Raw genomic sequence first — 24509 nt, forward strand, 5'->3', positions numbered from 1 at the left:
GATTATCTTAATGAACTCAAGGCTTGTCAAAAATCTTTTAAGCGTTTTAATATCGTTATTCTTAGTTTATTTACTAGCTATAAATATTGATATAAAAAGAGTTTTAGAAGTTGTTTTTAACTTTAATAAAGAATTTATAATAGCTTTTTTTGTGTTGTTTTTTATTGTGCTAAATCTTAGGGCTTATATCTGGAAAAATTTATTAGCCAACATATCAAAAGATCTAAGTTTTAGACACTTAATTGCAGGTGAAGGAGTAGGATTTGCCATCAATTCATTTTTACCATTGAGATTAGGAGATTTGATTAGAGGCATATACCTATCAAAAACATCCAATTTACCATTTCCATCGGTTTTGGTTAGCATAGCTACCGAACAGCTTTTAGACTTTTTTACAATATTAACACTTGGTCTTTTTTGTCTGTGTATAGGAGTCAAAATTTCTATAAATATTCTTTTTTTGCCGATAGTTATGACTATTATCTTTTTAATATTATTCTTCCTATCGATATTTATAAGGAAAAAATTCAAACACTTCAAAATTAGATTCCCTAATTTTTGGCTTTTGGTTCATCCTTTTTTAGATCTAACAAAAAGCAGTATTTTCAAAAGAGTCTATCTGGCAAATATTCTGTGTTTGTTATTAATTTCATTGGGAATACTCTTACTTTACTTCAATTTAGTAGGTAAAATCCTACTTATCGAATCTTTGATATCAACCTTCTTTGTAAACATAGGACTTTTGAGTTTTGGAATATGGATGGCGTCAAAAAAGTATGGAATAGATTTCGATGATGCGACAGGGATCTTTTTTATTTATCAAATAACAATAATTTTTGTAAGTTTGCTAACGTTTATTCTTATAACATTCTATGATCTCATACTAACGTTAAAAACAAAGAAAATCTTTGTTATTTTAAAAAATTTAAAAAGTTAATCTAAGTCACTATCCTGCTTTATTGTCTCTATATTTAAGGAGAATTGTCTGGTGTCTTAAAAATTACCCCCCCACAATAATGTATACTACTTTTCAAAAATTATTCTTGAATCAATATCCTTTATGCTTTTACACCCTGTTAGGATCATCGCAGCATACAATTCCTGAGTATATTTTTCAATTATAAACTTTACTCCTTCAGACATAGCGCCAAACGCTCCAGTTATTAGGGGTCTTCCCACAAGCACTCCCTTTGCACCAAGCGCTATTAGTTTCAACGCATCAACTCCAGATCTTACCCCACCGTCTGCAAGAACTATAGCATCTTTACCTACTGCCTTTATTATTTTAGGAAGCACTTCAGCTACACCAGGAGTAAAATCTAGAACCCTGCCTCCATGATTAGAAACAACAATTGCATTTGCACCAGCATCAAAACAAGCAACTGCTTCATCTGGGGTCATAATCCCCTTTACAACAAACGGTACACTTACAGAATTAACCAGTTCTCTAATCTTACTTATGTTTTTTGGCCCCACAGCTTGCCCTTTAAGTTTCATAGTTACAAGACCAGCACCATCTATGTCGATACCTACAGCTATTGCGCCCGCTTGAATAGCATCTTCGAATCTTCTTATTATCTCCCCCTGATCCACTCTTGGCTTAATAATTGCAACACCCCTTGTAGCCAACTTTATTGCCTCTAGACCATCCGTAAACATGCTAGGAATTGCAGGATCCCCTATCCACCCCAGACTTCCTGCATCGTGACATCCTTTAACAAGAGAAGAGACCAATTCAAATTCAGTAAGACCACCGCCACAATTAAGCGATGCGTTTGTTATGGGTGCCCCCATTATTGGAGTCAAAAGGTTTATCCCAAAAAGATTAATTGAAGTATCAGGTTCTAAAACATCGTGCACTACTCTGAGGTTCAACCTTATATCAGACAAAGCTCTAACATTTTGTTTAAAAGATTCTCCTGTTCCAGTTCCCCCCATTCCAGGAACTTCTCCTGCACATGCTCTTCCATCACAAACAACACAAACCCTACAAAAATTGTTAAACTTCTTTCTAGCCTCTTCTTTAATTGTCTTAAGATCCACGTTTCTCCTCCTGTCAAAAAAATATTTTTTTATTAATATCCAATTATATATTGCTTACTTAAAAAATATAATAAAACTAAATTTTGGTATTTTTCTGACAATTCATTTAATTTGAATTTAGAGCATTTCTATTTGTAAAATCTTGAAAAAAATATGATAGTTATAAAAGATATAGGCATTGAAATTAAAGTTGAGTCAATAAAAGGATAAATTGGTGCTTTATAATGAAAGATGTCTACCCAAACGGTCGGTCCAAGTATTGTAAGAATTATGGCCAAAGTCGCCCCCACCAAACTTCCTAATATTAGTGCGTTTTTAGAAATATTGTCTAAATATATTGAACAAAAAAGTACAGGGAAATTAGCACTTGCAGCAAGAGAATAAGAAAGTCCAACCATAAATGCAACATTTTGTCCAATAAAGACCATAGCTAATAAAAAAGCAATAATTCCAATCGCAATAACACAAAAAACCCATACATATGATTTTTTGCTATTAAATACATCTTCTTTTAAAGTTGTAGCCCCCGCCACAAAAAGCCCACTTAACACAGCAAATATTGTAACGAAGGTTATCATGGTAGTAATATAAAACAGTAAATCGTGTCCAATATAGTAAGTAAGATGTAGCAAAACCATATTAGCTCCGTCATTTAAATCCTTCTTATCAAGAATAGATCTAGATTCAACACCAAGGAAAAAAACTATTAGATAGAATATACTAATTAATAAAGTCGCAAGAAAAACTGATATTCTTGCGGATCTTCTGTCTTGTACAGTAAAAAATCTTATCAAAATGTTAGGAAGCCCAGCTGTACCAAAAAGAAGAGCAAAAGAGAGAGAAAAATAGTCGAATGGATAACGAAAAATAGTTTGAGGCAAAAATAAACTATTTAATAATCCACTTGTCAAAAAAAAGTTACTTGTGTTCATTTTGAAAAGGGTTAGAAAAAGAATTATCAAAGTAAGAGAAAATAATATTACAGTTTTATAAATTTGGAACCATGTAGTTCCAAACATCCCGCCCATTAAAACAAAACAAACAGCAATAAATGTGACCATAAAAAGAGATAAATTATAACCCATTCCAGTAACCAAAGAAAGCAGCCATGCAGCACCAATTAATTCTGCAACCAAGAAAATAATTATGCACAACAGTCCTGTTAAGCTAAGCGCAACTTTAACGTCTCTACCATTAAATCTGAGAGCAATCAGGTCTATATAAGTTGATACCCCTCTTCTCGACATAGGTTCAGCTACCAAAAAAAGCATTATGGGCCAACCTACTATCCAGCCAACAGCATAAAAAAGACCATCAAACCCCTTAGTAGCAGTCAAGCCAGCTATCCCAAGAAAAGAAGCAGCCCCAACATAGTCACCAAAAAGAGCTAAAGCATTTTGAAAAGCATTAAACTTATTTTGCATATAAGATATTATAAATTAATTATTAAACTTTATTTTATTTTTTTAACTTGTTAAGCCTTTTTTCGTAAAAGTTATTATTCCACCAAACATAGATTCCTGTAATAAACAAACACAAAATTATAACAATAAAACTACACAATAAAACGCTATTCAAGTTAAACAAAAAATTATTTGAGAAAAAATCTATGTCAAATGCAACCACGTAAATAAAGCTAAAATAGATCAAAAAGACAACTGCAGAAAATAAAAAAGATATTTTTTTATGAAAGCTATTGAGTTTTTTTAAATCTTCATTCATTTATATATCTCAAATTTTTTGGCTCCTCACATTTAAGTGATGTAAAATGATTTTACTCTATTTTAGATTTTACACAAAAAATTTAAATTATTTAGACAAATTGTCTAAGGCATTTTGAACATACTGCATATACATTAGTGCTGGGCCTCCACCCATTAAAACTGACACCCATGCAGCTTCCATAATCTCTTCTTTTGTTGCTCCATTGTCAAGCGCTGCTTTCACATGGGAATTAATACACCACTCACATTTAAGAATAACTGCAAGACTTACCGCAATAAGCTCTTTGGTTTTTGTTGAAAGAGCACCTTCTGCTTTTATAGATTTGGACAAATTAAAAAAAGCTGATGATTGCTTTCCCCATTCTTTTGAGAAACGTGCCAAATTTTTATTTATTGTATCTAATTGTTCTTTTGGGTTATCCACAAATTGGCCTCCTTACATAATATTTTAAACAAAATAAAATTATTTTCTTCAATAAATATGCTTTTTGCTGCCAAGTTGGTTTAATACAAAAAATTATATAACATAAAATTATTTTTTTCAAACAAGAAGATATTTAAATAATATAATAAACTAAGTAAATTATTTAATTACTAATTTAGAAGACAAAAAAAAATAAGAGAGATGCTCTCTAATAACGCATCTCTCTTATTTGTAAAAAATTGTATAAATTATTTAGTGCTAAATTGAGCTTTAATTATCTCAAACATGCCATACCAAGCTGAAATTGCAGTAGCAATTCCTTCATACCCCGCAAATATCTTTATAGCTGTACTTTCAGTGTAATGTGCAATAACAAGTAATATAAACAATAATGAAAGAAGAACAAAAATTATCTGCACAGTTCTATTTTTGCTCATGAAAGAAAGATAAGTCATAACAACTGTAAAGATTGTCCAAGCAATCAAAGTTACTCCTAAAGCAGCGCCTAAAGCATCTTTTGGCATCCAACCCCAGGCAGGAGAATAAATAAGAGCAGCTAAAGCCATCCAAAAAGAACCATATCCAGTAAAAGCTACCATCCCAAATGTATTACCAGTTCTAAATTCTAAAACTCCAGCAATAAACTGTGCAAGCCCTCCGTAAAACAAACCTAGTGGCAAGGCAGCAAAAAGTGCAGCAGGCACAAGTCCTGCATTTGCAACGTTTAATACAAAAGTAGTCAAAGCAAAACCTGCCAAACCTACAGCACCTGGGTTTGCCATTTTCAATTCTGAATTAGACATTTTTTCAACCTCCTATTTTTTTATTTATTCGCCGCGCACAATATTACGAATTTCTTCAACAACATCAGGATTAACAAGAGTTGTTATATCACCGTAATCTTCCCTGTTATTTGAAATAGCTGCAAGTATTCTTCTCATAATCTTTCCAGATCTGGTCTTGGGCATATCTGAGACAACATAAACATTTGCAGGCCTTGCAATGGGACCAATTATTGAAGAGATAGCTTGTTTTATTTTATCTTCTAGATGCTTGTTATCTGTTTCATAACCGCTCTTCAAAGAAACATATAAATCAGGTACATGACCTCTCAATTCATCGCTTTTTGGAACTACTGCTGCTTCAGCTACCTCCTCACACGTAAGCGCAGCTGATTCAATTTCTTTAGTTCCAAGCCTGTGCCCAGCAACGTTAATGACATCATCAACTCTTCCCAAAACCCTAATATATCCATCCTTTGCCATAGTTGCTGCATCACCAGAAAAGTATGGCCAATCACGCCAATCTTTGCTGTCTCTATTTTTACAGTATTTTTCGTAATATTGTTTTACAAGTCTCTCAGGATCTCCCCAGATTGTAAGCATCCTCCCTGGCCATGGATTTTTTATACATAAATTACCAGCCTTACCAGAACCAGGTAATACTTCATTACCAAGTTCATCATATATAACAGGATATATTCCTAAAGCTCCTGGCCCCGCACTCCCAGGCTTCATCGGCATGACGCTAGGAATGGTAGTACACAACCAACCTCCAGTTTCTGTCTGCCACCACGTGTCTAAGACGACTGCTCCTTTTTTACCTACCACTTTGTAATACCATCTCCAAACTTCAGGTTCTATAGGCTCGCCAACTGTTACCAACAGTCTAAAATCACATTTATATTGAGTAGGATTAGACCCAGCTCTCATAAGCATTCTGATAGCTGTGGGAGCAGTGTGTAATATAGATACCCCTAATCTCTCTGCTATACGCCATACTCTGTTTACATTGGGATATAAGGGAACCCCCTCATACATAACAGATGTAGCAGCATTTGCTAAAGGCCCATATACTATGTAACTGTGCCCTGTTATCCATCCAATATCAGCCATGCACCAATGAACGTCTTCAGGATGAATATCGTGTATAAATTTGCTTGTTCCAGCAACATAGGATAGATAACCACCTGTACTGTGTGCACACCCTTTGGGTTTTCCTGTAGAACCGCTAGTATACATTAAAAATAATATTGATTCTGAAGGCATTGGAACATAATCTACCCTTTTGCCTCTGTGTTTCTTCATTAAATCATCTAACAAAAGATCTCTTCCCTCAACTAGGGGCGTTTTGGAAGAGTAGGTTCCAGGATGCCTTGTCCAGATCAGAACCTTTTCAACTTTTTGCCCAAGCTTTTCAGCAGTGGCAACCGCAATATCAGCATTTGCTTTATGATCTATAAACTTCCCACTTCTATAATAACCATCAATTGTTATAAGAATTTTGCTCTTTGAGTCTGCAATTCTTTCTCCACATGCCTGACCGCTAAATCCTCCAAAAACCTCGGAGTGGATTATTCCGAGTCTTGCACACGCAAGCATTGAAATAGGCAATTCTGGCACCATAGGAAGATGAAATGTTACCGTATCACCAGCTTTTAAACCCATTTCAAGAAGTAGTGATGCAAATTCATTAACCTTTACGTACAATTCCTGATAAGTAAGAATCCTATCAGGTTCGTCTACTGACTCCGAAACCCAAATAATAGCAGCTTTATTTTTATATTTGTCAAGATGTCTGTCAACACAGTTATAACATGCGTTTAATTTACCGCCGACAAACCATCGCCAAAAAGGAGGATTTGAACTATCAAGAGTAGTAGTCCAATATCTATCCCAACTTAGCAAGTTGGCATACTCATGAAAACATTCAGGAAAATTTTCTTCTTTAAATTTGTTTAAAAACGGTTGATTCTGAATATAAGCTTTTCTTACAAATTCTTCACTCGGATAAATATAGTCTTCTTCGAGCCAATAGGCCCCTATTTCAGCTTCTGAAATTCCAGTCCCATTAATTTGAGTTACCTCCTCCATCCTTTTCCTCCTTCTTTTACAAAATTTAAAGAACAAAAACGTTTAAAATTGAATTGTTATTCACATCACTCCCTTAATTTTTAAATTACAAACAATTTTAAAATGAATTATCAGAATTGTCAATATTATCAGACAATTAATTTAAAATAGATTTTTATAAATTGTTTTTATGTATTTTTAAATTGCTTGACAATTATTTATAAATTTGCTGAATATTACTAAAAATAAAAACTTTTTCTTGAATAAATTTTTTTAGAAGGTAATCTTTTTTACAATCCCATCTTCAATGACAAAATCATCTTCAATTCTTATCCCACCCCAGCCAGGATAATATAGGCCTGGCTCTATAGTAAAAACATCTCCTTCCATAAAATTTTTAATATGATTAATTTCGTTTACAGAAGTTAAAACAGGTTTTTCATGAATTTCAAGACCCAAACCATGCCCAAGGCTATGGATAAAATATTTTGCTTCATCTCCAAGAAATTCCCTTACAATTTTTTCAGGAACAGACAGCTCTACATTCTCAGCTATTGAACTAATGGCCTTCTCTCTGGCCTTAAAAAGCAACTGATAGCGCTCAAAAAAAAGGCTATCTTCGCCATTGAAAATAAAAGTCCTTGTTATATCGCCACAATATCCAGAAAATTTCACACCCATATCTATCAGAACTATGTCTTTTTTATTTAACTCTATGCCTTGGGGTCTATAATGAGGAATAGACGAATTAGCGCCAAAAGCCACAATAGGATCGAAAGAAACTCCATCTGCATGCTCAAGTGATTCTGAAACAATCATAGCTGCAACTTTTTTTTCCGTAATGCCAGCTTTCAGCATATCTTTAACTTTATAAAAAATAGTACAAGAAAGTTCTGCAGCTTTTTTCAAAAGAGTTATCTCTTCTTTAGACTTACTTCTTCTTATTTCACAGGTCAAATCGTCTGCATCAAAAAGCCCAAAGGATGAATTTTTCCTTATATATTCAGCATATTTAAAAGGAAAGTCCTTGCCACAAAAAAGTGATATAGGTTTGTCTATTAGCATACAAAACGTCTTTATATATCCATTTCCTGGTTTCACCTGAACTAATTTTATATCTTTTAATTTCATAGCTTCTTCTACATATCTTCCATCAGTGATAATATATGGCTTTTCTTCTGGAAGAAAAAAAATCAATCCTTCTCCTGAAAAACCAGTCAGATAAAGCATATCTGCCACAGAAGTGCTAATAAAACCCTGTGCTCCTCTTTTTTCTATTTCACTTGATAATTTTGCCTGTCTATCTTTATAGGGAGAAGTCATTTCCCAAAAATTCCTTTCTTACTCCAATGTGTTCTGTTATCTCTCTTGGACTTCCAGAAAATAATATGCTTCCTTTAGAAATAATGTATGCCCTATCAATAATTTTTAAGGCATCGCGAACGTTATGGTCAGTCAAAAGAACTCCAATCCCTCTTTTTCTCAAGTTAACTATCATCTCTCTCATTTCTGAAACGGATTTAGGATCTATGCCAGAAAAAGGTTCATCAAGGAGCAAAAAATCAGGATCTAGTATCATACTTCTAGCAATTTCAACCTTCCTTGCTTCTCCTCCTGATAAAAGCTCACATCTTTTTCTTGCTATATTAGATATTCCAAATTCGTCCAAAATTTTCCTAATTTTCTTTTTGTCCACTTTCTTCCCTGAAACGCTTAAGATTAAAGAAAGGTTTTCATAAACGTTTAACTTTCTAAAAACTGATGGCTCCTGAGGAAGATAAGCAATTCCAAAACTTGCTCTTTTGTGAATAGGGAACCTGGTAATATTTAAATCGTCTTTGTATATTGATCCAGAAGTAGGTTTAGTCAAACCTACTATCATATAGAAAGTAGTAGTCTTCCCTGCCCCGTTAGGACCAAGAAGCCCAACCACCTCACCCTTTCCTATCTTTATACTAACATCATTTACAGCAAATAACTTGTTATATTTTTTGACAAGGTTTTCAGATCTAATCAATATTGTCCCTCCTAATATTTCTCAAATCATTTAGTGCCTTTTTCGCTGCTTCTGATTGTGCTTGTTTCTTGGAACTACCGGTAGCAGTGTAGAAAAATTTGTTATCTATAGACAATTGAACTTCAAAAATTGGAGAATGCGAGGGACCTCTTACATCTATAACCTTGTATTCTGGAAGAACCCCAAACAAGCTTTGAGTCAACTCTTGCAAAACAGTTTTAGAGTCTTCTTCATATTCCTCAATCTTTATATTCATTAATTTATCAATTATTTTATAACACTGTTTAAGACTTGAATCCATATAAACTGCTCCTAATATAGCTTCAAAAGAAGCAGATAAAATAGAATCTTTAATTGTGCGTTCGCTAGAGCCGATCAACAAGTAATTTTGAAGATTTAATTTTTTTGCAATCTTTGTTAAATGTTTGTCAGAAACAAGATATGCTCTTAATTTTGACATATCGCCTTCGCTCATCTCAGGATACAGAACAAAAAGCTTATGGCTCACTACAAGCTTTAAGACAGCATCTCCCAAAAATTCAAGCCTTTCAAAATCCTTTACCTCAGGATGATTATAAGAATAAGAAGAGTGTGTGAGAGAGGTCATCAGCCACTTCTTGTTTGTAAATACATATCCTAAATCCTCTTCTAATTTTGAAAGATTTATTCTCGTTCTCACCCTTTCAACATCCTCTGCTTTATAATTAGTCTCGTCTTAACAAAAAATTAAAGTTTTTAAAATTATATCCAAAATAGCTTATATCATATTCCTTAAATAACTTTATATAGTTTATTATAAAATTCACACTTATTTCCAATACTGATTTCTCCATCAATTTCAATACATTATAATATTCATTTATAGCATCTTCAATGCTTACTAACTTAAAATTTACTAATTGATGCGGTTTTAATTGAGCCACTTTAATTAAATCAGCCTTAATTACAGTAGCAATCTTAGGATAACCTCCAACAGTACCTCTATCCTGCAAAAGAATTATTGGAGTTCCATCAGTTGTAATTTGAACAGCCCCAAGTGGACTAGGATCAGACAGAATATTAAATCCCTTAATAGGTTTGATTTTTTTATCAGCATAAGAGAGTCTGATTCCAATTCTATTACTGTTTGAAAGCACTCTATAAGAATTATTAAAAAATTTATCTACATCATCCTTTGAAAATTTATCGTATTGCGAACCCTTTACAACTCTTAAACAAACAGTTTCTTTGTTTTCAATATTTAACAATGGCAAAAGAATCTTGTTTTTCGGCTGAGTGTCGTTTTTGACTTCAAATACATCTCCTTTTAATAATCTCCTACCAAATATGCCACCTAAGTTAGACGTTTCAAGAGTTGATGTGCTAGAAAGTATAGGAGAAACGTTTATTCCACCACAAAAAGCACACCAGCACCTAAAACCTTTATTTGAACCATTAAACACAATTTTATCCTTATCCAAAAGCCTAATAGGTATTCCTGTCGGTATTGCAACGGACTTACCCCCTCTTAATAAGGTCGCATTCAGATCTGCTCCCGAAATAGCAATATAAGTATCTTTATGAACCAAAAATTCAAAGCCCCCCTGAGTAATTTCTAATAAAGGCGCATAAGGATCGTTATCTAACAACAAGTTTGCAAGCACAGAGGTAAAGGGATCTACAGGTCCACTTTCTGGTACTCCAAAAGATTTGTAACCCAGCCTTGGATTGCCTTGAATAATTGCGTGGAATTTAGACTCTACAACTTCAACTTTCGCAGTCAATTCTGATAAACCTTACATAATCCGACGGTTTTAAGAAAAACGGATCTTCTTTTTCAGGAGAAAACATTACCTGTTCAGTCCTGCCAATAATTCGCCAACCTCCAGGAGATCTTGTAGGATATATTCCAGTTTGATTCCCTGCAATCCCCACAGAACCTGCCTCTACAACTAATCTTGGAACAGGTAACCTTGGAGTTGCAATTCGATCAGACAAAATCCCCATATATGCAAAGCCAGGCGTAAAACCTAACATAAATACTTTATAGATCTTCGAAGTAAATTCTTCTATTACCTCTTCTTCGGAAATACCATGAAACTCTGCCACATATTTAAGATCCGGGCCAAATTGACCTCCAAATTTCACGAAAACCTCACGTATGTTTGGCTCTTTATTAGTTGTAGAAAAACTCAACATTGTAAGATTATAAATTGCTTTTACTTCAGACATAAACTCATCAAAATTGTGTCTTAATGGATCAAAATCAACTAATAAACTCGAGTAAGATATAGTTATATCTATAATGTCTAATTTTTTCAATGCCAAAGAAAGGGCATTTATTTTTTCAGATATCTCATAATCAATCTTGTCTGAGATCTCAATCAGTAACGAACTTTCTGAAACAAAGGAAAATTTTGCCTCTATACCCAATCTCTTGCACTCTTAATTGAAATATTGTTATCTGAAAAGACCTTTAATAACTTTTTCACAAAATTTTCTGCTCCTGGAGTATCTGAATGAACGCAAAATGTTTGAAAATCAACAGAAATTGTCTTATTATCAATTGTTTTTACAGATTTATTCACGATCATATCTACTGCCCTTTTCGCTACAAAATCTTCGTCTTTTAAGACAGCTCCTGGAATATTTCTAGCAACAAGACTGCCGTCTGAATTATAAGCTCTATCCAAAAAACCTTCCCTTACAACCTTTAAGCCAATATCCAGAGCAACCTCTTCAGATTTTGAACCAGGAGGCAAAAAAACTAATAAATCTTTTGAAAAATCTCTAACAGCCGATAAAAAGGCGTATGCTTCATCCTTATCTTTAGCTATTTTGTTGTAAAGAGAGCCGTGCGGCTTTACATGCTGCATATCCAGTTTTTTTGCACGTAGAAAGGAATAAAGAGAGCCAATTTGATATAAGGTATATGCATATAGCTCGTCTTTCGACATATGAAATTCCCTTCTTCCAAAGCCAATCAAATCAGGATATCCAGGATGAGCTCCAATTGCTACGTTATTTTTTCCTGCCATTTCGACTGTCTTTAACATTACCATTGGATCTCCTGCATGCATTCCACAAGCAACATTTATTGAACTAACAAAACCTATTATTTCAGTACTACCATATTTATAAACTCCAAAACTCTCACCAACATCGCTATTTAGATCTACTAACATTTTTTAGGCTCAATCCTCTCCATACCAATATAAGGAACCAGCACATCTGGTACAATCAAACAACCATCTTTATCCTGATAATATTCATAAATCGCTGCAAGAGTTCTGCCAATTGCAAGACCCGAACCATTTAATGTGTGGACATACCTAGTTTTGCCACCTTTGGGCTTATAGCGTATATTTGCTCTTCTCGCTTGAAAGTCAGTAAAATTGCTACAAGAAGAAATTTCTCTATAATTTTTAGAATATGCCATATATACTTCAATATCATATGTTTTAGCAGAACCAAAACCCAAATCTCCACTACAAAGTTCAATGACTCTATATGGCAATTTTAGCTGTTTTAAAACTTTTTGTGCTTGCTCGGTTATAATGCTTAATTCGTTCATAGAGTCTTCTGGTCTACAAAAGACAACCAACTCAACCTTATCGAATTGATGTTGTCTAATTATCCCTCTAACATCCTTTCCATAGGAACCTGCTTCTCTTCTAAAACATGCCGAATATGCACAAAACCTTATCGGTAAAGAATCATCAGACAAAATTTCATCTCTAAAAAAATTAGTCACAGGAACCTCTGCGGTAGGTATAAGAAAATACGGATCGTCTGCACATTTAAAAAGCTCATCCCTAAATTTTGGCAACTGTCCCGTTCCATACATCGAAGCTTCATTGACAAGGTATGGAGGCCACAATTCAACAAAACCATCAGATCTGTGCATATCCATCATAAAGTTTAACAGAGCTCTTACAAGCCTTGCCCCCAAACCTACATGAAAGGAAAACCTTGACCCAGTAACCTTTCCCGCCCTTTCAATATCAAGTAAACCAAGTGTTTTGCCCAAATCCCAGTGTGGCAAAATTTCAAAGTCAAATTCTTTAGGTTTACCGAAATAATTAACCACAACGTTTTGTGTCTCATCAGTACCAAACGGTACATCTGGCAAGAGTATATTTGGCAGTTGATACCACATGGTTTTGAATTGAGAATCTAAACCCCTCTCGTTTTCTGCAAGTTTCGAAATCTCATCTCCTATACTTCTAGATTTTTCAACAAGCTCAGTTGCATCTTCTTTATTCTTTTTAAGAACTGAAATCTCTTTAGATAATTTATTTTGAGCCTCTCTAAGGTTAGATATTTCATTTCTTAGATTTTTTAGTTTCAAGTCAAGTTCCCTTAAATCATCAAGACTAAAGTTTAATTTTACCCCTCTTTTTGCTAAAGAGTCCTTTAAAATTTCAAAATCTTCCCTTAAAAACCTAATATCAAGCATTTCTAACTCCTTGATTATTTTTTTCTTGAAAAGCTGGATAACTGCCAAAAATTTTTATAAAAGAAGTCTTATCTACGAGAGCTGAAAGAGCCTCCTTTACATGTAAGTCTTCTCTATGTCCTATCATATCTATGAAAAATATATAATCTCCAAGAACTCTTTTGCTAGGTCTTGATTCAATTTTTGTAAGATTAATTTTCCTGAAAGCGAATTCAGAAAGTATTGAAAATAGAGCTCCTGGTCTATCTCTATACGTAGAACATGCTATGCTAGTTTTATCGCAACCAGTCCTTGAACGATTTGTTCTCCCCAACAAAAAAAATCTAGTAAAGTTATACTCCTCGTCTGAAATGCTGTTCAAAATAATTTCAAGTTTATATAGCTCAGCATTTTTCGGAGATCCTATTGCAGCAGATTTTGGATCCAAAGAAGCTAGCCTTGCAGCTTCAGCTGTCGATGAACAACTAATTACCTTAGCATAAGGCAATAATTTTGCTATCATGTTTTTGCATTGGGATAGAGGCTGAGGATGTGAAAGAACCTTTTCAATAGAGCTAAGTCTAACGTTAGGAAGAGCCATCAAGGAATTTTGAATTTGCAGTACAGTTTCTTCTTGAATTACAAAATCGTGCTTAAGCATTAGTTCAAGAACTATGCCAACTGGTCCTTCGATTGAATTTTCTACTGGAACAATTGCATAATCGAGACTCCTATTTTGGAGCATATCAAAAATAGTACTGAAGTCAGAAATTTCGATTGCTTCAAAATCAACCAGAGAATTTAGTTTAAACAAGGCTTCACCTGAATATGAACCCTTTGGGCCTAGATATCCGACTTTCATAGTTTATTACATCCAAACAAACTTGACAAAATAATCTCCCCTTAAGTAATTGTCATATTGATTTATTTTAACATACCTACAAACAAAGCCAAACAAAAGATTACATTAATTGAAGCTATATTTTAAACCAATAATATTAAATCGACACGTACTTTTCTAATGGTTAGATATTAGCTACTGCGATAAGCTTAGTTATGCCTGTTTTTGATTATATCTATGTTCAATATAAGTTGTTACAATATACTAAATTAATTATGAAATTAAATTTTCGGAGTTGATAAGAATTGTCTAATAATTTTTGTAATTTTATTCCAGCCCCTTTAAAACAACTTAATTTTAGCTTGTATTTTTGGGGGCAAGGGATATCATTAGTTGGAAGTTGGATCCAAAGCGCTGCACTTTCATGGCTTGTTTATAAAATAACCTCATCAACATCAGCTCTTGGCCTTTTAACCTTTTCCGCTCAAGTTCCAATGGCAATATTTACACTTTTAGGCGGTGACATAGCTGATACTTTTCAAAAGAAGAAAATATTGTATATCACACAAACAGCTTTCACATTTGTAGCCCTTTTAATGTTCTTAGCTACCATCGAACACGCAAATTTTTGGTTTTTTATTTTGCTTACAAGCATATCTGGCTTTATAGCTGCTTTTGACATGCCAACAAGACAAGCTTTTGTAGTAGAACTAGTTAGCAACAAAGAAGATTTACCACAAGCTATAGCACTTAATTCTGGAATGTTTAATGCAGCAAGAATAATAGGACCAAGTATAGCTGGATTTTTGGTAGCTCTTTTTGGGGAAGCAATTTGTTTCTTGATAAACGCAGTCTCATTTCTTGCAGTCCTTACCTCACTTTTTTTTATAAAAACAAAAAAGGGAGAGAATTTAACCAAAAGAGTAAGAGTAAACTTTAAAGAAGCATACAATTTTACAATTAATAGCAAGGAAATACTTATGTCAATAACTATACTTTCAATGGCTGGCTTTCTTGGGATATCTTATATGGTTCTTTTGCCTGCTATTGCAAAAATAATCTTAAACACCAACGTTCAAGGTTACGGACTCCTAATGGGGTCTTCTGGATTGGGATCTCTAGTTGCAGCGCTTTTTTTGGGAACGAGAAAAAATACATCCAACCTTATAAACATTATAAAGCGTTCTTCGCTCCTCTTATCTGTCAGCCTAATAGGCATAGCTATGTTTCAAAACTTTATTTGCAGTATGATCTTCCTCTTTTTATCCGGATTTGGTCTAATATCCTTAGCAGTCACAACAAATACTCTGATTCAAGTAAAAACGCCCAATAACATTCGTGGAAAAATGATGAGCATTTATTCGCTTTCATTCATAGGTCTATCTCCCTTTGGTGCACTTGTTATTGGTTTCCTTTCAAATTCTATAGGTATAGAATCAACTTTAATACTTTGTGGATTCACTCTTCTTTTAGCTGACATCTTCATTTTTAAACTTTAAAAGTATTGATATTAAGCCAATAGATTCTTTTTTTTATTTTTTAGTATCATTTTTGATACTTTATGATATAATATATAGTGTAATTATTGATACTAAAATTATAAGAAAGGGAAGAGAAGATTGAAAGTTGCATTGTCCGTGCACAACGAAATTATTGCTCCTGTTTTCGATTCATCAAACAACATAGAAATTATCGAAATTAATGACGGCGAAATTATTAGCAGAAAGGTATACAAAATTGATCTGGCAGATATTTTTAGTTTTTTTCTGAGAAATAGTGTTGATTTAATTATCTGCGGAGCAATCACTAAACAACTTGAATTTCAACTATCAGCACTATCCAGAGTTATTTCATTTATATGTGGAAACAAAGAAGAAATTATTTCAGCACTTTTGAAAAATAAAAATTTTAGCAACTTTTTAATGCCAGGATGCAAAAGAAACAGATTTAGGGGTCATTTTCTAAAAAATTATATTTCAAAAGGAGTGAACAAAATGCCAAGAGGCGATGGAACAGGACCATTAGGACAGGGGCCAATAGGCTCTGGACTAGGTAGAGGAAGAGGCCGCATGGGAGGACAGGGCTTTGGACCTGGAGGAGAGTGCGTGTGCCCAAACTGTGGAACAAGAATTCCTCATAAACCAGGGGTACCATGTGTACAGGAAAAGTGTCCAAAATGTGGAACAATGATGATTAGAGGTTAAAGATGTAGATATCATTAAGGAGCAAAAAATTATGAGAGGTATGAGAAGAGGTAACCCTCGATGGTTCCTAGGCCAAAGGGGTTTTTATGGCAATGTTTTTATAAACAACAGATCATCTGTAGTATTTCTAATATTTTTATTTGGACTTATTATTTCTCTAATAATGGGCAAAGTTGAATTAGTACTTGGTTGGACTGCAGTTTTCTTAGTTTTGTGGTTTTTAGGATTTTTAAGAATATAGCTATGAAAGGAGGTGACAGTAATGCCAAGAGGCGATGGAACAGGACCATTAGGACTGGGGCCAATGACGGGCAGAGGTCTTGGATATTGCTCTGGAAACACTTTACCAGGGTTTGTTGCAGCAGGATATGGGATTGGAAGAAGATTTTTTGGTCGCGGCAGAAGATTTTTTGGCAGAGGATTTGGTTGGTTTGGCTGGCCAATATTTAACGCATATAATAATCCAGAAGCAGAAAAGAGTATTTTGCAAAATCAACTAAGCGCCCTTGAAAACACTATAGAAGCTATAAAGAATAGACTAAACGCCATAGAAAAAGAAAAGGAGTAAACTCTATTAGGAGAGGACTATGTCCTCTCCTAATTTTAATTGAATACACGTTAATTATTAATTTATTACAGGAGGTAGGTATGAAAGTTGCCTTTACATCACAAGGAAATAGTTTAGACTCACAATTTGATGAAAGATTCGGAAGAGCAATGTATTTTATAATTTATGATACAGATACTAATGAAACTAAGGTCTTAGAGAATATGGCAGGAGTAGAATCTGGTCATGGAGCAGGAATTAGTGCAGCCAAGAAGTTAGTTGACGCTAAAGTTGATGCAGTGGTTACTGGAAATTGTGGACCGAATGCTTTTTACGTTTTATCTGAAAACAACATTAAAATCTATCTATCGAATGCAAAAACTGTTAAAGAAGCTATAGAAGACTTTAAAAATAAAAAACTTGAAATAGCAAACTCACCTACAAAGGGCGGACATTGGAGATGACAATAGCTGTTGCATCAGGGAAAGGCGGTACAGGCAAGACTACAATTGCAACCAACCTTGCAGTAATAGCATCCGAAAAATACGATCGGGTAACTTTATTGGATTGTGACGTAGAAGAGCCAAACTCTCATATTTTTATAAACGGAGAAAAAGTTAATGAAGAAATTGTAAACGTAAAAATTCCTGAGGTTGATGAAAGTCTTTGTACTGAATGTGGAGCATGTAGCGATTTCTGTCAATATAACGCTATAGTATCCCTCAAAGGCAAGCCAGTTGTTTTTAAAGAAATGTGCCATTCCTGTGGCGGATGTTCCCTTGTCTGCCAGCCAAAAGCTATACACGAGGTCGATCACAGGATCGGAGTGATCAATTTTTATAAATCAGGAAAAATAAGTCTTATCGAAGGCCTCTTAGACGTTGGAAGTCCACTAAGCCCTCCTTTAATTGGGGCGGTAAAAAAACATGAGAACAAGGAGGAGCTAAACATAATTGATGCGCCTCCGGGAACGTCTTGCCCAGTAATAGAGGCAATAAGGGATGCAGATTACATCATTCTTGTAACAGAACCAACCCCCTTTGGTCTAAACGACTTGATTTTAGCAGTTGAGGTTTCGCGAAAGCTCAATAAAAGATTTGCTGTCGCGATAAACAGAGTAGGTTCAGGCGATGATAGAGTACACAAATATTGTAAAAAAGAAAACATCCCAATCATATTAGAAATTCCAGACGATAGAAAAATAGCAGAATTGTATTCAAACGGTAAAATTATTTTAGGAAATTTACCAGAATACAAAAAGAGCTTTGAAGAAGTTTTAGAAAAGATTGGGATGGTGATTCAAAATGAACAATAAGCCTAGAGAGATTGTGGTAATAAGTGGGAAGGGCGGTACAGGCAAGACAAGTATTAGCGCTTCTTTAGCATATCTGTCAAAGGATTGCATAGTTGCAGATTGTGATGTAGATGCAGCTGACTTATATCTTTTGCTTAATCCTATTTCTATTGAAAAGCATGAATTTTATAGCGGTCACATTGCTAAAATAAACCAGGAAAAGTGCATAGGATGCTCAACTTGTAAAAATTTATGTAGATTTGATGCAATAAAGGAAGATAGTAATGGCAAATTTAGTGTGGAACCAACATCCTGTGAAGGTTGCAAGGTATGTGTAGAATTCTGTCCTGAAAAGGCTATAGATTTCCCAGATAGGCTTTGTGGAGAGTGGATGAAGTCAGAAACCAGAGTTGGGTTTATGGTTCATGCAAAATTGGGCATTGCAGCTGAAAATTCTGGCAAACTGGTTTCTTTAATTAGAAGCGAAGCAAGAAAGCTTGCTCAAGAAAAAGGCAAAAATTTGATTATTATTGATGGACCACCCGGAATAGGATGCCCTGTAATTGCATCTATTACTGGAGCAACGGACGTTTTAGTAGTTACTGAACCAACAATCTCGGGCATTCATGACCTTGAAAGAGTAGTATCCCTTGCAAATCATTTTAGGATAAAACCTTATGTAGCAATAAACAAATTTGATCTTAATCTTGAAATAACAGAAAAAATTGAAAAAATAGCAAAGGAACTGAAGGCCCAAGTAATTGGCAAAATCAGATATGACAAATTAGTTACTCAATCCCAAATAGAAGCAAAAACAATTGTAGAATCAAATATCCCGTCAGCACAGGATATAATTGATATGTGGGAAAAGTTGAAAGCTAATTAATTTTAAGGAGTTGTATTGGAAAACGTCATAGCCCTTTTTGATTTAGATAATATAAATACTTCAGAGATCTGCGCTTTGCTATTAAACAGCGTAAGCGATGGGATATATGCAGTTGACATGAACTTTAAAATAATCTTTTTCAATAAGGCAGCCGAACATATTACCGGAGTAACAAAGGATGAAGCAATGGGCAAAAGGTGCTATGACGTTTTCAGATCGAATATGTGTTTAAACAATTGTCCAATAAAGGAGTCACTTGAAAATGGAGAGTGCACTAAAAGATACGGCTATATAATAGATTCTTCTGGGAACAAAGTTTTTATCAGCGTTTCAAATGTTTTAATAAGAAACTTATCCAACGAAATAGTAAGCGTAGCACAAATATTTAGGGATCAATCTGAAATAATGGCATTAAGAGAAGAAGTTCTTAAAGTTGAAGAGGATTTTTGTTTCACAAGCAAGAATTTACAAATGCAAAAAAGTTTTTCCCTATTAAAAGCCGCTCTACCTAATGTAAATAAGATCTATATCATTGGCGAGAGAGGAACAGGCAAAAGCACACTCGTAAAGTGGATCTTAAAAAACAAAAATATTAAAGATTTTTCGGAATTTTCTTTAAAAACAATTAAAGAATTGAACCTGGAAAGAATTTTTTCAGATTTTGATGCAATCCATATAAAAGACTTAGATTTTATAACTGAAGAATTTAAGTCAAAACTTTCAGGTTTTCTTAAGAATATAAGTAATGTTAATATAAAAAATAAACTCATAATCTTTTCGTCATGTGAAGATTGTTTACCAAGAGATGAATTTTACTTCAATATAAATGAGTTCAAATTTGAAATAATACCGTTGAGATTTCGCAAGGAAGACATTATGTTTTGTGCTGAAAGCTTTTTATTTCATTTTAGCAAAATATACGGCAAAAACCTTTCAGGCTTTACCCAAGAAGCAATAAATGCTCTTATTAGTTATGATTTTCCTGAAAATATAGAAGAGCTTAGAAACATCATTGAAAGGGCAGTTCTTATGTGTTCAGGAGAAAGAATTGATATAAGTCATCTGCCAGAAATTTTACAAAAAGAAGTTAATATAAAAGAGGGAATAATTAGTAAAGAAAGGGAAATTATATTAAACGCCCTCAAAAAAAATGGTTTTAATAGAGATTTAACTGCTAAAGAACTTGGTCTTACAAGAAGTACTTTTTTTAGAAAATTAAAGAGACTAAAAATTGAAGTGCCAAGATCAACTAAATCCAAAAAAAAATAAATTGTTAACAGATATTAACAGATCTTTCAAAGACTGTAAATTTTGTGTTAAAATACTTAGTCATGAGGAAACTAATATTTTTGACCTTATTACTTGTAGTTTTAGCACAAACAAAAGCCATGGCAGTCTCAATAAATGTCAGCCAGGGCGAACCCATAAGTTCGTATCCTATTCCTTATAGCACGTATCCCTTTACCCAGACGCTTTTCTTCCATACAATCCAAAACCTAACTACAAATCAAGTAAGAGTATATATATATCTTGACTATCCATTGGGAATAAAAGCTACAGCCACAACCACAAACAATCAAGTCCTTCCAAAAGAAAACGGTTTCTATTATGTGGATATACCTCCAAAACTTTCAGCTATTATAAGAATAAAAGTTGACTCTTCAGGTTTAATGAATGAATATGCAATAGAATCTACTTATGCTACAAACGTTGACCAGGACGTCATAAAGCGAACAGACTATCTGCTTGTAGAGAAGCCATCAGAATTAGACAGTGGTATGTTGTAATTGCTAAAGATAGCAATTTTTACAGCTGAGCGTTCAGCAGAAGAAATTTCCTTAAATCTTCTAAGGTCAATCGAAAAAATTCAACCATTCAAGCTTTATGCCGCTTCTTCCAGCTTTCTTGCAGAAAATATAGATTGTGAAATAATTTATGATACAAGTAATCTTAGTGCCATTGGTCTGGTAAAATCTCTTCAAAAAACCCTATTAGTTGCAAATTATATTAAAACAATAACTGAAAAGATCAAAGAAATAAATCCAGATATCCTTATATTTGTTGACTTTGGGGGAACAAACGTTAGACTTGCGAAAAAAATGAGGTCTATTGGCATAAAATCACCATTTGTATACCTTTTTCCTCCTGGCCCATGGGGCAAGACTCAGGACGAAATGAATAATATTGCACAACCTTTCGACCTATTTCTTGTGCCGTATAAATTTTATCTCGATGCATACAAAAATACTGGAAAAAAAACTTTCCTGATAAAAAATCCCATCTTAGACGATAATAACAAAATTTTCCCCGCAAGATCGCTTTCCTTTGGGAAAGGAAAAGTTAATATTGGCATATTTCCAGGAAGCAGGTCTCAAGAAGTGGACTGGATTTTACCCTTTGTCTTAGATGAATGTCTGCAAAAGCAAACCGACTTTACCTTCAACATATTTCCATTTGGACCTTTAGAAAAAAACATATTTAAAATTCTGATTTCAAAAAGGGTAAACGTAGAAGAGAAAACAATAAAAAGGGTTGAGGCAGCAATCGTAACTTCTGGAACAATGGTCTTAAGGATTTTAAAAGAAAGAATACCATTTGTAGGGGTATATAGAATACATCCGTGGGACTTTTTCTTTTATAAGAAAAAACTTGAAAAATCAAATCAGGTATTTACACCACCAAAATATAACGAAAAGAGAATATGTTTTCTTTTGCCAAATATTCTACTAGGAGAAAATATATTTCCCGAAGTTCTCTTCCCTTATGAAAAGATGTGGAACAAAGTAGAATACTCTCTAAAAAATCGGGTGATGCTTCTTAGCGCAACCGAAAAAGTTATGAATGAACTAAACGATGAATCATATCAGAAAGACCTGGGCGCTATTATTTTCACAAACATAAACATTAAGCCTCAGCCATTATTTTAGAAAGTTTATCTGCAATTTTTAATGGTTCAGGTATTCTTGAGAAGGAACACTTTAAAGTTATCTCTATTGCATTTGTCAAATTGATCATATTTCCAACAGAAACATACACAGGGGATACATTATCCTGTGTTCTCAACACTACCCCTATAGTTTCGTTTTTGTCCACAAGCCTAGCAAAACTACCCTTCTTTGGCCCAAGTTCACCTAACTCTTTTCCAAAAAGCCTAGACTTAGCGCAACCAAAAGTAGGTTTTTTCAAAATATAGCCAATGTGGCAAGCAAGACCTGCCCTTCTTGGATGGGCTATGCCCTGACCGTCAACCATTACAACGTCAAAATCAACCGTAATATCCCTCAGAGCAGCAATCAATGGCTTTACTTCTCTAAAAGCAAGAAAGCCTGGAATGTATGGAAATCTTACAGCGCATCTTGAAATGCTTGTTTGAAGAACCTCTTTATACTTTAAGCTAAAAACTACTGCGCTTGCTTTAGCAAGATTATTTTTATAAGAAACGTCCAAACCAAGTATCTTTATGTCATTTGAAACGTCAAAATTACAAAAATTTAACATATTTCTTAAGTTATTTTGAAACTCCTTTGCTTCAGATACTGACATAAGTTCAAGTTTTATAGCCTCTTGATAAAAAAATTCGTACTTTTCCATCTTAAAATTATCAAGTTTTAGATTCTAATTTTCAAATCAACAGACCTTATATTTGGATCTACATCGTGTAATGTGTTTATCAAAGCAAGATTAACCTCTCTTATGACTTTCTCGACAAAAGATCCTAATTCCACTTCTTTTCCGTTTACCCAAAGAGCACATTCAACACGTCTGAACTTAATAAATTTTTCCTCAATAAAATCAGCAATTGGAGCAGGATCATCAATTGGAAATTGTGGCACGGCATCAGAAGTAAAGTCATCAGTTACCAGTGCCACAATTTCATTTGGTTTACAAAGGGGATCTATACCTTTTCTCCTTACCTCAATTTTCTTCTTGCCTTCTCTTTTATATCCTTCGGTAAATAAAATATCTATCCCTTCAAAAAATTTTGCAACTTCTTCCAGAGAGAGCTCTTTCGAGACTCTTTGAATAATTGCCATCCTTTCAGAATGCGATATTCCAACCGACCATGCCCCTGCCTTTGCCATCCTCCACGTATCTTTACCTTCTTTGTCCATTTCAAAACCATGAACGTCATGTTTTAAAACTCCTACTTTATAACCTCTTTTTGTAAGTTCAGAAACCAATTTTTCAAGAAAGGTAGTTTTTCCAGAATCGCTTTTCCCTACAAAACTAATAATTTCAAATAGCATTTTACCTCCCTAAATTAACTAAATTATGTCAAAAACCAATCTGGAAGAGAGTTTAAAAGCCTCATTAAAAAGCTCAAATTGAGCGCTTCTGTCAAGCCTTGAGTCAAAAAACACAAAAAACTTTGCCCCGTCTCTTAACAAAAAAGCCATAACGCCTATTTGATCATCAAGTAAAAGCATATTTTGCAACTTTCCAAAATCTAATCTTAAAAGAGAATCCTTTATCATCTTTGATAAAGAATCCAAGATTAATGCCTTCACCTCACTATTCTCAAAAAAGTTTCTTTCAGATAAAATAACTCCATCTTTATTAACCAGAATATACCCACACGAGCCAACAAGATTATCTGCATAATGAGAAAAACCAGAAATGCTCAAAGGAAGCTGTATGTCTGTAAAATCTTCAACCTTAGAAATATTAGATAAATTATATTTTTGATTATCCAATGGGTTATCAAGATCATCTATAACGCTTTTGTCATTATTTAAACTTACAGGCTCTTTAGCAGTAAGGTTAACATCATTTTCCTCCTTAAAGCTTCGATCTATAAGAACTATAGCAAAAGGTAATAAAACTGAAGAAATAATCATAAAGGGCCCAAATTCAATCTCAAACCCCTTATACGGAAATACTCCTATTAAAGAAGAGAAATAAAATAAAATCACGTCTAAAATTAATGACAGGATAACTAATGTTAAAATCTTATAAATTGAAGTTATTTTCAAAATTATTAAAAAAATTAGAGAATAAACTATATAAAATATAACAAACCATATAAAAACTGATGTCCTAAAGGGGAAAGAACCATAAAATGAGTCAAAAAAGACTGAAATTACTACAAGAAAGAATATCAAAGATGCTTCAAAAATGTTAAACCATGAGTTTTTAATTACAAAAATTGAAAAAGATCTCATTTTCAGACTTTTAGAACCTTTTTGTTCTTCTTCTAGATTATTGTCTTTTTCAAAAATTTCTTTCTTGTCTTCCCTAAGATCTTCGTCCAATTTTATGC

27 protein-coding genes and 1 pseudogene are annotated in these 24509 nt (G+C 33.8%); 11 read left to right on the forward strand and 17 right to left on the reverse strand.

The genetic code is table 11. The features are described 5' to 3' along the window. Positions 1 to 10 precede the first annotated feature (10 nt). A complete protein-coding gene (locus THENA_RS08345; RefSeq protein WP_013756961.1) occupies positions 11 to 937 on the forward strand; it encodes a lysylphosphatidylglycerol synthase transmembrane domain-containing protein in 927 nt (308 codons plus the stop codon). 86 nt (positions 938 to 1023) lie between these two features. Here the strand turns inward: THENA_RS08345 and THENA_RS08350 are convergent, their stop codons facing one another. The 14 genes and pseudogenes from THENA_RS08350 to pheA form a co-directional block, all read right to left on the reverse strand. Beyond that, the gene (locus tag THENA_RS08350) at positions 1024 to 2043 is read right to left on the reverse strand and encodes an alpha-hydroxy-acid oxidizing protein (protein WP_013756962.1); all 1020 of its coding nucleotides are present in this window, start codon (positions 2041 to 2043) and stop codon (positions 1024 to 1026) included. 128 nt (positions 2044 to 2171) lie between these two features. After that, on the reverse strand, positions 2172 to 3467 hold the full coding sequence (locus THENA_RS08355) for a sodium:solute symporter family transporter (protein ID WP_013756963.1): 1296 nt from the start codon (positions 3465 to 3467) through the stop codon (positions 2172 to 2174). A 34-nt stretch (positions 3468 to 3501) separates the two neighbouring features. Continuing rightward, complete coding sequence (locus THENA_RS10270) at positions 3502 to 3765, reverse strand: DUF485 domain-containing protein (protein WP_013756964.1); 264 nt, start codon at positions 3763 to 3765, stop codon at positions 3502 to 3504. 87 nt (positions 3766 to 3852) lie between these two features. Beyond that, positions 3853 to 4191, reverse strand: coding sequence for a carboxymuconolactone decarboxylase family protein (locus THENA_RS08365; RefSeq protein ID WP_013756965.1), 339 nt, complete (start codon positions 4189 to 4191; stop codon positions 3853 to 3855). Between the two features lie 248 nt (positions 4192 to 4439). Then, on the reverse strand, positions 4440 to 4994 hold the full coding sequence (locus THENA_RS08370; RefSeq protein ID WP_013756966.1) for an acetate uptake transporter: 555 nt from the start codon (positions 4992 to 4994) through the stop codon (positions 4440 to 4442). A 24-nt stretch (positions 4995 to 5018) separates the two neighbouring features. Beyond that, positions 5019 to 7064: an acetate--CoA ligase gene (gene acs / locus THENA_RS08375; protein WP_013756967.1), complete on the reverse strand. Its 2046-nt coding sequence runs from the start codon at positions 7062 to 7064 to the stop codon at positions 5019 to 5021. 252 nt (positions 7065 to 7316) lie between these two features. Further along, positions 7317 to 8366, reverse strand: a complete 1050-nt coding sequence (locus tag THENA_RS08380) for a M24 family metallopeptidase (RefSeq protein WP_013756968.1) — start codon at positions 8364 to 8366, stop codon at positions 7317 to 7319. Beyond that, on the reverse strand, positions 8350 to 9063 hold the full coding sequence (gene lptB, locus THENA_RS08385) for an LPS export ABC transporter ATP-binding protein (protein ID WP_041438021.1): 714 nt from the start codon (positions 9061 to 9063) through the stop codon (positions 8350 to 8352). The genes THENA_RS08380 and lptB overlap by 17 nt, the downstream gene beginning before the upstream one ends. Beyond that, positions 9053 to 9754 (reverse strand): annotated as a pseudogene (gene rnc, locus THENA_RS08390) (ribonuclease III); the annotation flags it as partial. The pseudogene rnc and the gene lptB, both read right to left, overlap by 11 nt. Positions 9755 to 9764: 10 nt before the next feature. Further along, positions 9765 to 10823, reverse strand: coding sequence for a 5-oxoprolinase subunit C family protein (locus THENA_RS08395; protein ID WP_013756971.1), 1059 nt, complete (start codon positions 10821 to 10823; stop codon positions 9765 to 9767). After that, complete coding sequence (gene pxpB, locus THENA_RS08400; protein WP_013756972.1) at positions 10807 to 11472, reverse strand: 5-oxoprolinase subunit PxpB; 666 nt, start codon at positions 11470 to 11472, stop codon at positions 10807 to 10809. Before pxpB ends, THENA_RS08395 begins: the two co-directional genes overlap by 17 nt. Then, entirely contained in the window at positions 11463 to 12224 is a 762-nt protein-coding gene (locus tag THENA_RS08405) for a 5-oxoprolinase subunit PxpA (RefSeq protein WP_013756973.1), read from the reverse strand. The genes pxpB and THENA_RS08405 overlap by 10 nt, the downstream gene beginning before the upstream one ends. Beyond that, positions 12218 to 13498 (reverse strand): serine--tRNA ligase, encoded by a 1281-nt coding sequence (gene serS, locus THENA_RS08410; RefSeq protein WP_013756974.1) that lies wholly within the window; start codon positions 13496 to 13498, stop codon positions 12218 to 12220. Before serS ends, THENA_RS08405 begins: the two co-directional genes overlap by 7 nt. Then, on the reverse strand, positions 13491 to 14339 hold the full coding sequence (gene pheA / locus THENA_RS08415; protein ID WP_013756975.1) for a prephenate dehydratase: 849 nt from the start codon (positions 14337 to 14339) through the stop codon (positions 13491 to 13493). The genes serS and pheA overlap by 8 nt, the downstream gene beginning before the upstream one ends. A gap of 284 nt (positions 14340 to 14623) precedes the next feature. On the opposite strand from pheA, the gene THENA_RS08420 reads away from it, so the two are divergent. The 10 genes from THENA_RS08420 (at position 14624) to THENA_RS08465 (ending at position 22176) form a co-directional block, all read left to right on the forward strand. After that, complete coding sequence (locus tag THENA_RS08420; protein WP_013756976.1) at positions 14624 to 15817, forward strand: MFS transporter; 1194 nt, start codon at positions 14624 to 14626, stop codon at positions 15815 to 15817. Positions 15818 to 15937: 120 nt separating this feature from the next. Then, a complete protein-coding gene (locus tag THENA_RS10050; RefSeq protein ID WP_013756977.1) occupies positions 15938 to 16522 on the forward strand; it encodes a DUF5320 domain-containing protein in 585 nt (194 codons plus the stop codon). 31 nt (positions 16523 to 16553) lie between these two features. After that, the gene (locus tag THENA_RS08430) at positions 16554 to 16763 is read left to right on the forward strand and encodes a hypothetical protein (RefSeq protein ID WP_013756978.1); all 210 of its coding nucleotides are present in this window, start codon (positions 16554 to 16556) and stop codon (positions 16761 to 16763) included. A gap of 21 nt (positions 16764 to 16784) precedes the next feature. Continuing rightward, positions 16785 to 17090: a DUF5320 domain-containing protein gene (locus tag THENA_RS08435; RefSeq protein WP_013756979.1), complete on the forward strand. Its 306-nt coding sequence runs from the start codon at positions 16785 to 16787 to the stop codon at positions 17088 to 17090. An 80-nt stretch (positions 17091 to 17170) separates the two neighbouring features. Then, entirely contained in the window at positions 17171 to 17533 is a 363-nt protein-coding gene (locus THENA_RS08440) for a NifB/NifX family molybdenum-iron cluster-binding protein (protein ID WP_013756980.1), read from the forward strand. Further along, a complete protein-coding gene (locus THENA_RS08445) occupies positions 17530 to 18384 on the forward strand; it encodes a nucleotide-binding protein (RefSeq protein WP_013756981.1) in 855 nt (284 codons plus the stop codon). The genes THENA_RS08440 and THENA_RS08445 overlap by 4 nt, the downstream gene beginning before the upstream one ends. Then, a complete protein-coding gene (locus tag THENA_RS08450; RefSeq protein ID WP_013756982.1) occupies positions 18374 to 19249 on the forward strand; it encodes an ATP-binding protein in 876 nt (291 codons plus the stop codon). The genes THENA_RS08445 and THENA_RS08450 overlap by 11 nt, the downstream gene beginning before the upstream one ends. Positions 19250 to 19264: 15 nt before the next feature. Continuing rightward, positions 19265 to 20518 carry an AAA-type ATPase lid domain-containing protein gene (locus tag THENA_RS08455; protein ID WP_013756983.1) on the forward strand — a complete coding sequence of 418 codons (1254 nt, stop codon included), beginning with the start codon at positions 19265 to 19267 and terminating at the stop codon, positions 20516 to 20518. A gap of 80 nt (positions 20519 to 20598) precedes the next feature. After that, the gene (locus tag THENA_RS08460) at positions 20599 to 21036 is read left to right on the forward strand and encodes a hypothetical protein (protein ID WP_013756984.1); all 438 of its coding nucleotides are present in this window, start codon (positions 20599 to 20601) and stop codon (positions 21034 to 21036) included. Beyond that, a complete protein-coding gene (locus THENA_RS08465; RefSeq protein WP_013756985.1) occupies positions 21037 to 22176 on the forward strand; it encodes a glycosyltransferase family protein in 1140 nt (379 codons plus the stop codon). On the opposite strand, the gene THENA_RS08470 is transcribed toward THENA_RS08465, so the two are convergent. From THENA_RS08470 to THENA_RS08480, 3 genes are read right to left on the reverse strand one after another with little or no spacing between them, the layout of a single operon-like run. Beyond that, positions 22154 to 22840, reverse strand: a complete 687-nt coding sequence (locus THENA_RS08470; RefSeq protein WP_013756986.1) for an endonuclease V — start codon at positions 22838 to 22840, stop codon at positions 22154 to 22156. The two genes, THENA_RS08465 and THENA_RS08470, sit on opposite strands and share 23 nt — an antisense overlap. A 17-nt stretch (positions 22841 to 22857) precedes the next feature. Then, positions 22858 to 23496 (reverse strand): molybdopterin-guanine dinucleotide biosynthesis protein B, encoded by a 639-nt coding sequence (mobB, locus tag THENA_RS08475; protein ID WP_013756987.1) that lies wholly within the window; start codon positions 23494 to 23496, stop codon positions 22858 to 22860. 18 nt (positions 23497 to 23514) lie between these two features. Beyond that, complete coding sequence (locus THENA_RS08480; RefSeq protein ID WP_013756988.1) at positions 23515 to 24501, reverse strand: hypothetical protein; 987 nt, start codon at positions 24499 to 24501, stop codon at positions 23515 to 23517. Positions 24502 to 24509: the final 8 nt, after the last annotated feature.

The organism is Thermodesulfobium narugense DSM 14796 (assembly GCF_000212395.1).
In the GTDB taxonomy this organism is placed as follows: Bacteria; Thermodesulfobiota; Thermodesulfobiia; order Thermodesulfobiales; family Thermodesulfobiaceae; genus Thermodesulfobium; species Thermodesulfobium narugense.

Bases quoted from the DNA above. Each gene is read 5' to 3' on its own strand.
- THENA_RS08405 (WP_013756973.1), bottom strand. From the start codon at position 12,224: ATGTTAGTAGATCTAAATAGCGATGTTGGTGAGAGTTTTGGAGTTTAT.
- mobB (WP_013756987.1), bottom strand. From the start codon at position 23,496: ATGCTATTTGAAATTATTAGTTTTGTAGGGAAAAGCGATTCTGGAAAA.
- acs (WP_013756967.1), bottom strand. From the start codon at position 7,064: ATGGAGGAGGTAACTCAAATTAATGGGACTGGAATTTCAGAAGCTGAA.
- THENA_RS08435 (WP_013756979.1), top strand. From the start codon at position 16,785: ATGCCAAGAGGCGATGGAACAGGACCATTAGGACTGGGGCCAATGACG.
- THENA_RS08470 (WP_013756986.1), bottom strand. From the start codon at position 22,840: ATGGAAAAGTACGAATTTTTTTATCAAGAGGCTATAAAACTTGAACTT.
- THENA_RS08445 (WP_013756981.1), top strand. From the start codon at position 17,530: ATGACAATAGCTGTTGCATCAGGGAAAGGCGGTACAGGCAAGACTACA.
- THENA_RS08380 (WP_013756968.1), bottom strand. From the start codon at position 8,366: ATGACTTCTCCCTATAAAGATAGACAGGCAAAATTATCAAGTGAAATA.
- serS (WP_013756974.1), bottom strand. From the start codon at position 13,498: ATGCTTGATATTAGGTTTTTAAGGGAAGATTTTGAAATTTTAAAGGAC.
- THENA_RS08450 (WP_013756982.1), top strand. From the start codon at position 18,374: ATGAACAATAAGCCTAGAGAGATTGTGGTAATAAGTGGGAAGGGCGGT.
- THENA_RS10270 (WP_013756964.1), bottom strand. From the start codon at position 3,765: ATGAATGAAGATTTAAAAAAACTCAATAGCTTTCATAAAAAAATATCT.
- pheA (WP_013756975.1), bottom strand. From the start codon at position 14,339: ATGAAAGTCGGATATCTAGGCCCAAAGGGTTCATATTCAGGTGAAGCC.
- THENA_RS08430 (WP_013756978.1), top strand. From the start codon at position 16,554: ATGAGAGGTATGAGAAGAGGTAACCCTCGATGGTTCCTAGGCCAAAGG.
- THENA_RS08355 (WP_013756963.1), bottom strand. From the start codon at position 3,467: ATGCAAAATAAGTTTAATGCTTTTCAAAATGCTTTAGCTCTTTTTGGT.
- THENA_RS08345 (WP_013756961.1), top strand. From the start codon at position 11: ATGAACTCAAGGCTTGTCAAAAATCTTTTAAGCGTTTTAATATCGTTA.
- THENA_RS08370 (WP_013756966.1), bottom strand. From the start codon at position 4,994: ATGTCTAATTCAGAATTGAAAATGGCAAACCCAGGTGCTGTAGGTTTG.
- THENA_RS08440 (WP_013756980.1), top strand. From the start codon at position 17,171: ATGAAAGTTGCCTTTACATCACAAGGAAATAGTTTAGACTCACAATTT.